The organism is Frankia sp. AiPs1, assembly GCF_023716945.1.
Lineage (GTDB): Bacteria > Actinomycetota > Actinomycetes > Frankiales > Frankiaceae > Frankia.
In genome coordinates this window covers 1-6,294 of sequence record NZ_JAMQQF010000343.1, presented here as the reverse complement: position 1 = coordinate 6,294, position 6,294 = coordinate 1, and the positions used below count along the sequence as shown (strand labels likewise).

At 73.5% G+C, this 6,294-nt stretch carries 4 protein-coding genes; all 4 read left to right on the top strand.

Annotated elements, in window-relative coordinates; genetic code table 11:
- The coding region (mfd, locus tag ND748_RS22405) for a transcription-repair coupling factor (protein ID WP_251747939.1) at positions 1-2,909 on the top strand (2,909 nt) is incomplete at its 5' end.
- Positions 2,910-3,165: 256 nt separating this feature from the next.
- The gene (locus tag ND748_RS22400; protein WP_251747938.1) at positions 3,166-3,933 is read left to right on the top strand and encodes a SurA N-terminal domain-containing protein; all 768 of its coding nucleotides are present in this window, start codon (positions 3,166-3,168) and stop codon (positions 3,931-3,933) included.
- A 75-nt stretch (positions 3,934-4,008) separates the two neighbouring features.
- Positions 4,009-5,346, top strand: coding sequence for a nucleoside triphosphate pyrophosphohydrolase (locus tag ND748_RS22395; RefSeq protein WP_251747937.1), 1,338 nt, complete (start codon positions 4,009-4,011; stop codon positions 5,344-5,346).
- A 67-nt stretch (positions 5,347-5,413) separates the two neighbouring features.
- Positions 5,414-6,294, top strand: an 881-nt coding sequence (locus ND748_RS22390) for a S49 family peptidase (protein ID WP_251747936.1), incomplete at its 3' end; no start/stop codon positions are given.

Genomic DNA, 6,294 nt, shown 5'->3' with positions numbered 1-6,294 from the left:
GGCGCGGGCTGTTCGCGCCGCCGTGCCGCGAGCTGCTGCTCACCGCGGACGTCCGCGCCCGGGCCGCCGAGCTCGCCACCCGCTACCCGCAGATCGTGGACATGCTCGACAAGATTGCCGGCGGCATTCCGGTGGAGGGCATGGAGGCGCTGGCCCCGGTCCTCGTCGACGGGATGTCGCTGCTGCTCGACGAGCTGCCCGCGGGCACCCACGTCCTGGTCTGCGACCCGGAGCGGGTCCGCTCACGGGCCAGCGAGCTGGTGCGCACGAGCCAGGAGTTCCTGGAGGCGTCCTGGAGTGTCGCGGCGCTCGGCGGCGGCGCGCCGATCGACCTCGGCGCCGCGGCCTACCGCTCGCTCGCGGATGTCCGCGAGCGCGCCGGGGTACTCGGGCTGCCCTGGTGGTCGGTCAGTCCCTTCACCTCGGCCCCGGTCGGCCCCGAGACCACCGGCCCCGACCGGCCCGACGCGGTGGCGGGTGCGGCCGGTGGGCTCGTCGCCGAGGGTGACGACACGGTGGTCGCGAGCCTGCGGCCGGCGCCGCTCTACCACGGCGACACCGCCGCCGTCATCGCCGACGTCAAGGGCTGGCTGGCCGAGTCGTGGCGCGTGCTGCTGGTGACCGAGGGGCACGGGCCGGCCCAGCGCCTGGTGGAGATGTTGCGGGAGGCCGACCTCGGCGCCCGCTACGCCGAGGACGCCGAGCTCGCCGCCGGGGTCGCCGTGGTGACTCGCGGGCAGCTCGTCACCGGCTTCACCAGTGACACGTTGCGCCTCGCGGTTCTCACCGAGAGCGACATCGCCGGCGCCCGCGGGGTCACCACCAAGGACATGCGGCGGATGCCCAGCCGCCGGCGCAAGGGCATCGACCCGCTCGCGCTGGTACCCGGCGACATGGTCGTCCACGACGCGCACGGCGTCGGTCGCTACATCGAGATGGTGACCCGCACCGTCGCCGGGGCGAAGCGCGAGTACCTGCTGCTGGAGTACGCCCGGGGCGACCGGCTCTACGTCCCCACCGACCAGCTCGAACAGATCACCCGCTACGTCGGCGGCGACGCGCCGAGCCTGGACCGCATCGGCGGCGCCGACTGGGCCAAGCGCAAGAGCCGGGCCCGCAAGGCGGTCAAGGAGATCGCCGGGGAGCTGATCCGGCTCTACAGCGCTCGGATGGCCGCCCCCGGGCACGCCTTCGCCCCGGACAACCCGTGGCAGCGCGAGCTGGAGGACGCCTTCCCCTTCCGCGAGACGCCCGACCAGTTGGCCGCGATCGACGAGGTCAAGGCCGACATGGAGAAGCCCGTCCCGATGGACCGGGTGATCTGCGGCGACGTCGGCTACGGCAAGACGGAGATCGCCGTGCGAGCGGCGTTCAAGGCTGTCCAGGACGGCAAGCAGGTCGCCGTGCTGGTTCCGACGACCCTGCTGGTCCAGCAGCACTTCCAGACGTTCTCCGAGCGGTATGCGGCGTTCCCCGTCATCGTGAAGGCGATGAGCCGGTTCAACTCGGCCGGCGAGCAGAAGGCGGCCCAGGAGGGCCTCGCCGACGGGACCGTCGACGTCGTCATCGGCACGCACCGGCTGCTGTCGGGGGAGAACCGGTTCAAGGATCTGGGGCTCGTGATCGTCGACGAGGAGCAGCGCTTCGGCGTCGAGCACAAGGAGCAGCTCAAGAAGATGCGCACGGCGGTGGACGTGCTCACGATGAGCGCCACCCCGATCCCGCGCACCCTGGAAATGTCGATCACCGGCATCCGGGAGCTGTCGACCATCGACACCCCGCCGGAGGAGCGCCACCCGGTGCTGACCTCCGTCGCCCCCTACGACACCCGGCAGGTCGCCGCCGCGATCCGCCGGGAGCTGCTGCGGGAGGGGCAGGTCTTCTTCATCCACAACCGGGTGGAGTCGATCGACCGGGCCGCGGCCCGGCTGCGCGAGCTGGTCCCCGAGGCGCGGATCGCCACCGCGCACGGCCAGATGAACGAGGACGCCCTCGAGCAGGTGATGGTCTCCTTCTGGGAGAAGAAGTTCGACGTCCTGGTCTGCACGACGATCGTCGAGTCGGGGCTGGACATCTCCAACGCCAACACCCTCGTCGTCGAACGGGCCGACGTGTTCGGCCTGTCCCAGCTCCACCAGTTGCGCGGCCGGGTCGGCCGGGGCCGCGACCGCGCGTACGCGTACTTCCTGTACCCGCCGGACAAGCCGCTGACCGAGACCGCCCACGATCGGCTCGCCACCATCGCCCAGCACAACGACCTCGGCGCCGGCATGGCCGTGGCCATGAAGGACCTGGAGATCCGCGGCGCCGGCAACCTGCTCGGCGGGGAGCAGTCCGGGCACATCGCCTCGGTCGGCTTCGACATGTACGTGCGGATGGTCGGCGAGGCGGTCGCCGAGTACCGCCAGGACAAGGTCGAGGAACCGCCCGAGGTCAAGGTCGAGCTCCCCGTCGACGCGAGCCTGCCGCACGACTACGTGCCCAGCGAGCGGCTGCGCCTGGACGCCTACCGCCGCCTCGCCGGCGCCGTCACCGACGCCGACATCGACGAGGTGCGCGGGGAGCTGGTGGACCGGTTCGGCCCGGTGCCCGAGCCGGTGGAGAACCTGCTCGCCGTCGCCGGCCTGCGGGTGCTCGCGCGCCGCTTCGGCGTCACCGAGATCACCGGGGCCGGCCGCCAGATTCGGTTCGCGCCGCTGGAGCTGCGGGAGAGCCAGACCCTGCGGCTGACCCGCCTGTACAAGGGGGCGGTGGTCAAGCCCGCGGTCCGGATCGTGCTGGTGCCGGCGCCGACGGAGACCGGCCGCATCGGCTCCCGGCCGCTGCGCGACCAGGCGCTGCTCGCGTGGGCCGGTCAGCTCCTGGCCGCCGTCGCCGGCGACTCGGTCGCCGCGGCAGCCGCTGGCTGAGCCGCGGTTCGCTCGGCCAGATGGCGGTCACCTGGCCAGATGGCCATCGCTTGGCCAGATGGCGGTCGGCTGGCTGGGGGGCGGTCGCTTGACTGGATGGTGGCCGCTTGGCTGGATGACGGTCCCTGGCTGCGTGGTGGCCGCTTGGCTCGACGGTGGCCGGGGCGAATCCGACCGGCGCCCGGACGGAGAATTCGGCGGGTGTCTGGCGGGTGAGGTGTGCTTCGCCACAGGGGAGCGGATAGCGTCTGGAGTCGTGAAGTTCTCCCGTCTCCTCGCCGGTGTCGGGCTCGCCGTCCTCGTCGGGACCGCCGGGACGGCCTGCACGACGCACGCCGGGGCCGCCGCTCAGGTCGGATCGCAGTCCATCGAGACCGCGCAGCTGCGCGGCATCGTCGATCGCGGGCTCGCGGCCGCCGACGGCGTCCCGGCCGCGCAGACCGGGCAGACCGCGACGGCCCCCCTCAACCGCCTCGACCTCCAACGCCGCACGCTGACCACCCTCGTGCAGCTCCACCTTCTCGCCGGCGAGGCCGACCGGCGCGGCGTCACGCTGAGCTCCGGCGCCATCGCCTCCTACTACCAGGCGTACGCCGTTCTCCAGTTCGGCAGCGTGCCGGCGTTCGAACGGCGGGCGGCCGCTGCGGGATTCGCACCGCGCGACGTTTCCCTGATCGTGCGCTCCGGCGCGCTGGAGTCGGCGCTGAGCGACCGGGTCAGCCCGCACCTGCTCGCCACCGAGGCGGAGACCCGGGAGCAGTACAACAGCATCGTCGACCAGGTCGGCCGGATACCGCTCACCTACGCCCAGGCGAAGCCGTACCTGGCCCGTTTCATCGTCAGTCAGGAGCGCTCGGTGAAGCTGCGGCCGGTCCTCGCGCAGGCCGAGAAGAAGGACCCGATCTCGATCAACCCGCGGTTCGGCACCTGGAACACCGGCCAGTTCGCCGTGATCGCCGCGGACGGGTCGATCGCCAGCCGGCCCGCGCCCACCCCCACGGTGGACCTGACCGCCCAGTCCTGACCGCCCAGTCCTTGATCCGCCCAGTCCTGGCCGTCCAGGCCCGTCTCCGACCAGCCGAAGCGAGTGGATGAGGTCATGCTGCTGCGGATCACCGTGGTCGTCACCAGCCCGCGGGTCGCGCCGGGCGTCCTCACCGCGCCGGCATGGGACCTGCTGCGCCGGGTGCCCGTGCTGACTGCCGCCCCGGCCCACCCGCAGCTCGCCGCCCTGCGTGCCGCCGGGGCATCCGTCGTCGTCGTAGCCGGCCACCCGGCCGCGGGGGATCTGGCCGAGGTCGATCTTGCTGCCTTCCTGCGGGACGTCCTGCCCGATCCGGCAGCGACCGAGGTCGCCTGGCTGCCGGACCCGTCCGCGCCGACGCCGCTTGACCGGCTGCTCGACCGTCTCGTTCGGCCCCGTTCGCCGGCCGACGCCGGCGCGGCCGCGCCTCCCGCCGTCGGCGTCGTGGTGGACACCCTCGCCGGCACGGCGGAGCTGCCCGGGTCGATCCTGCTGGACGCCGTTGCCGTGATGGACCGGCTGCGCTCCCCGGGCGGCTGCCCATGGGACGCCGAGCAGACCCACGAGTCCCTCGCCCCCTACCTGATCGAGGAGACCTACGAGGCGTACCAGGCGATCGAGGACGGCGACCTCGCCGAGTTGCGCGAGGAACTCGGCGACGTGCTCATGCAGGTGCTCTTCCATGCTCGGATCGCCGCCGAGCGCGCGGGCGACGGCTGGGATGTCGACGACGTGGCGGCGGGACTGGTCGCGAAGTTGATCCGACGGCATCCGCACGTGTTCGCCGACGTGGTCGTCGACGGGGCGGCGAACGTCGCCGTCAACTGGGAGGCGATCAAGGCGGTGGAGAAGGGCCGCGCCTCGGTGACGGAGGGAGTGGCGCTGTCCCAGCCGGCGCTGACGCTCGCGGCCAAGCTGCTCAAGCGCGCCAGCGGGATCGGCGTGCCAGCGGACCTCGCGCTCGCGGGCGGCACCGATGAGACGGGCGACGCGCTGGCTCAAGCCGGTGCCCTGGCGGGCGCCAGTGACGTTGCGGCGGCCGGTGACATGGCGGCGGCCGGTGAGGTGGCGGGGACTGGCGACGTGGCGGGGACGGGCGGGGTAGCCGAGGCCGGCGAGCGGGTCGCGGCGATCGCGGCCGACGCCCTCGCGGCACTCGGCCGGCCGGGCGTGGCCGCGGACGACGTTGTCGGTGACCTGCTCGTCGCCGCCGTCGCGCTCGCGCGTGCGGTCCGGGTCGATCCGGAGCTGGCTCTGCGCACGTCGGCGCGCCGTTTCCGCGACCGGTTGGCCGCGGCCGAGCGTGCGGCCCGAGTGGACGGCGCCGCCCCGGGAGTGCTGCCCGGTGCGCGCTGGCGGGAACTCTGGGTCGCCCCGGCCGGCCCGGGTGACCGTGTTACGCCGGATGGGTGACGGCGGGACGACCGTGAGGTTGACACGAGCGAGGAACTGGGACGGTCGGTAGTACTAGCCTCTGACCATGGCTGCCACCCCACGTAAGGCGCTGGCCGACGTCCGCCAGATCGCGGCGCGGCGGACGGCTCCGATCGTCCTGGAACTCGATCTGACGGTCGATCCGCTCGAAGGCGTTCCCAGCGACCCGGTCACCCTCGCCCTCGCCCACCGGCGCACCACGCTGCGCGATCTGGTCGAGGCCCTGCGCCACGCCACCGATGACCCGCGGGTGTCGGTGGTGGTCGCGCACATCGGCGCCGCCGGGACGCCGCTGGCCCGCCTCCAGGAGATCCGGGCGGCGATCAGCGGCTTCCGGGCTGCCGGCGGCACCGCCATCGCCTACGCGGACACGTTCGGCGAGTTCGGCGGCGGCACGGGCCCGTACTACCTCGCCTGCGCGTTCGACGAGATCTGGCTGGCCCCGTCCGGGGACTGCGGGCTGACCGGCCTGGGGATGGAGACGCCGTTCCTGCGCGGCGCGCTGGACCGGCTCGGCGTCGCGGTCGAGATCGGCCAGCGCTACGAATACAAGAACGCGGTCAACACGCTCGTGGAGCGGGACTTCACGCCGGCCCACCTGGAGGCGGTGAGCCGCATCATCGAGTCCAGCTCGGAGCAGGTGGTGGCGGGCATCGCCGAGGGCCGCCGGATGCCGGCCGACCGCGTCCGCCGGCTGATCGACCTCGGCCCGCTGGCCGGTACCGTCGCCCTCGACGCGGGGCTCGTCGACCGCCTCGGCTACCGCGACGAGGTGTACGCGGCCGCGCGGGCCCGGGTCCGGCGCGCGTCGGCGGGCGGCGAGGCCCCGACGGGAAGTGGCTCCTCGCCGGAAACCGCGTTCCCGGCGGGAAGCGGGTCCCCGGCGGGAAACACGTTCCCGCCGGTCGGCGCGGCCGACGCCGACCT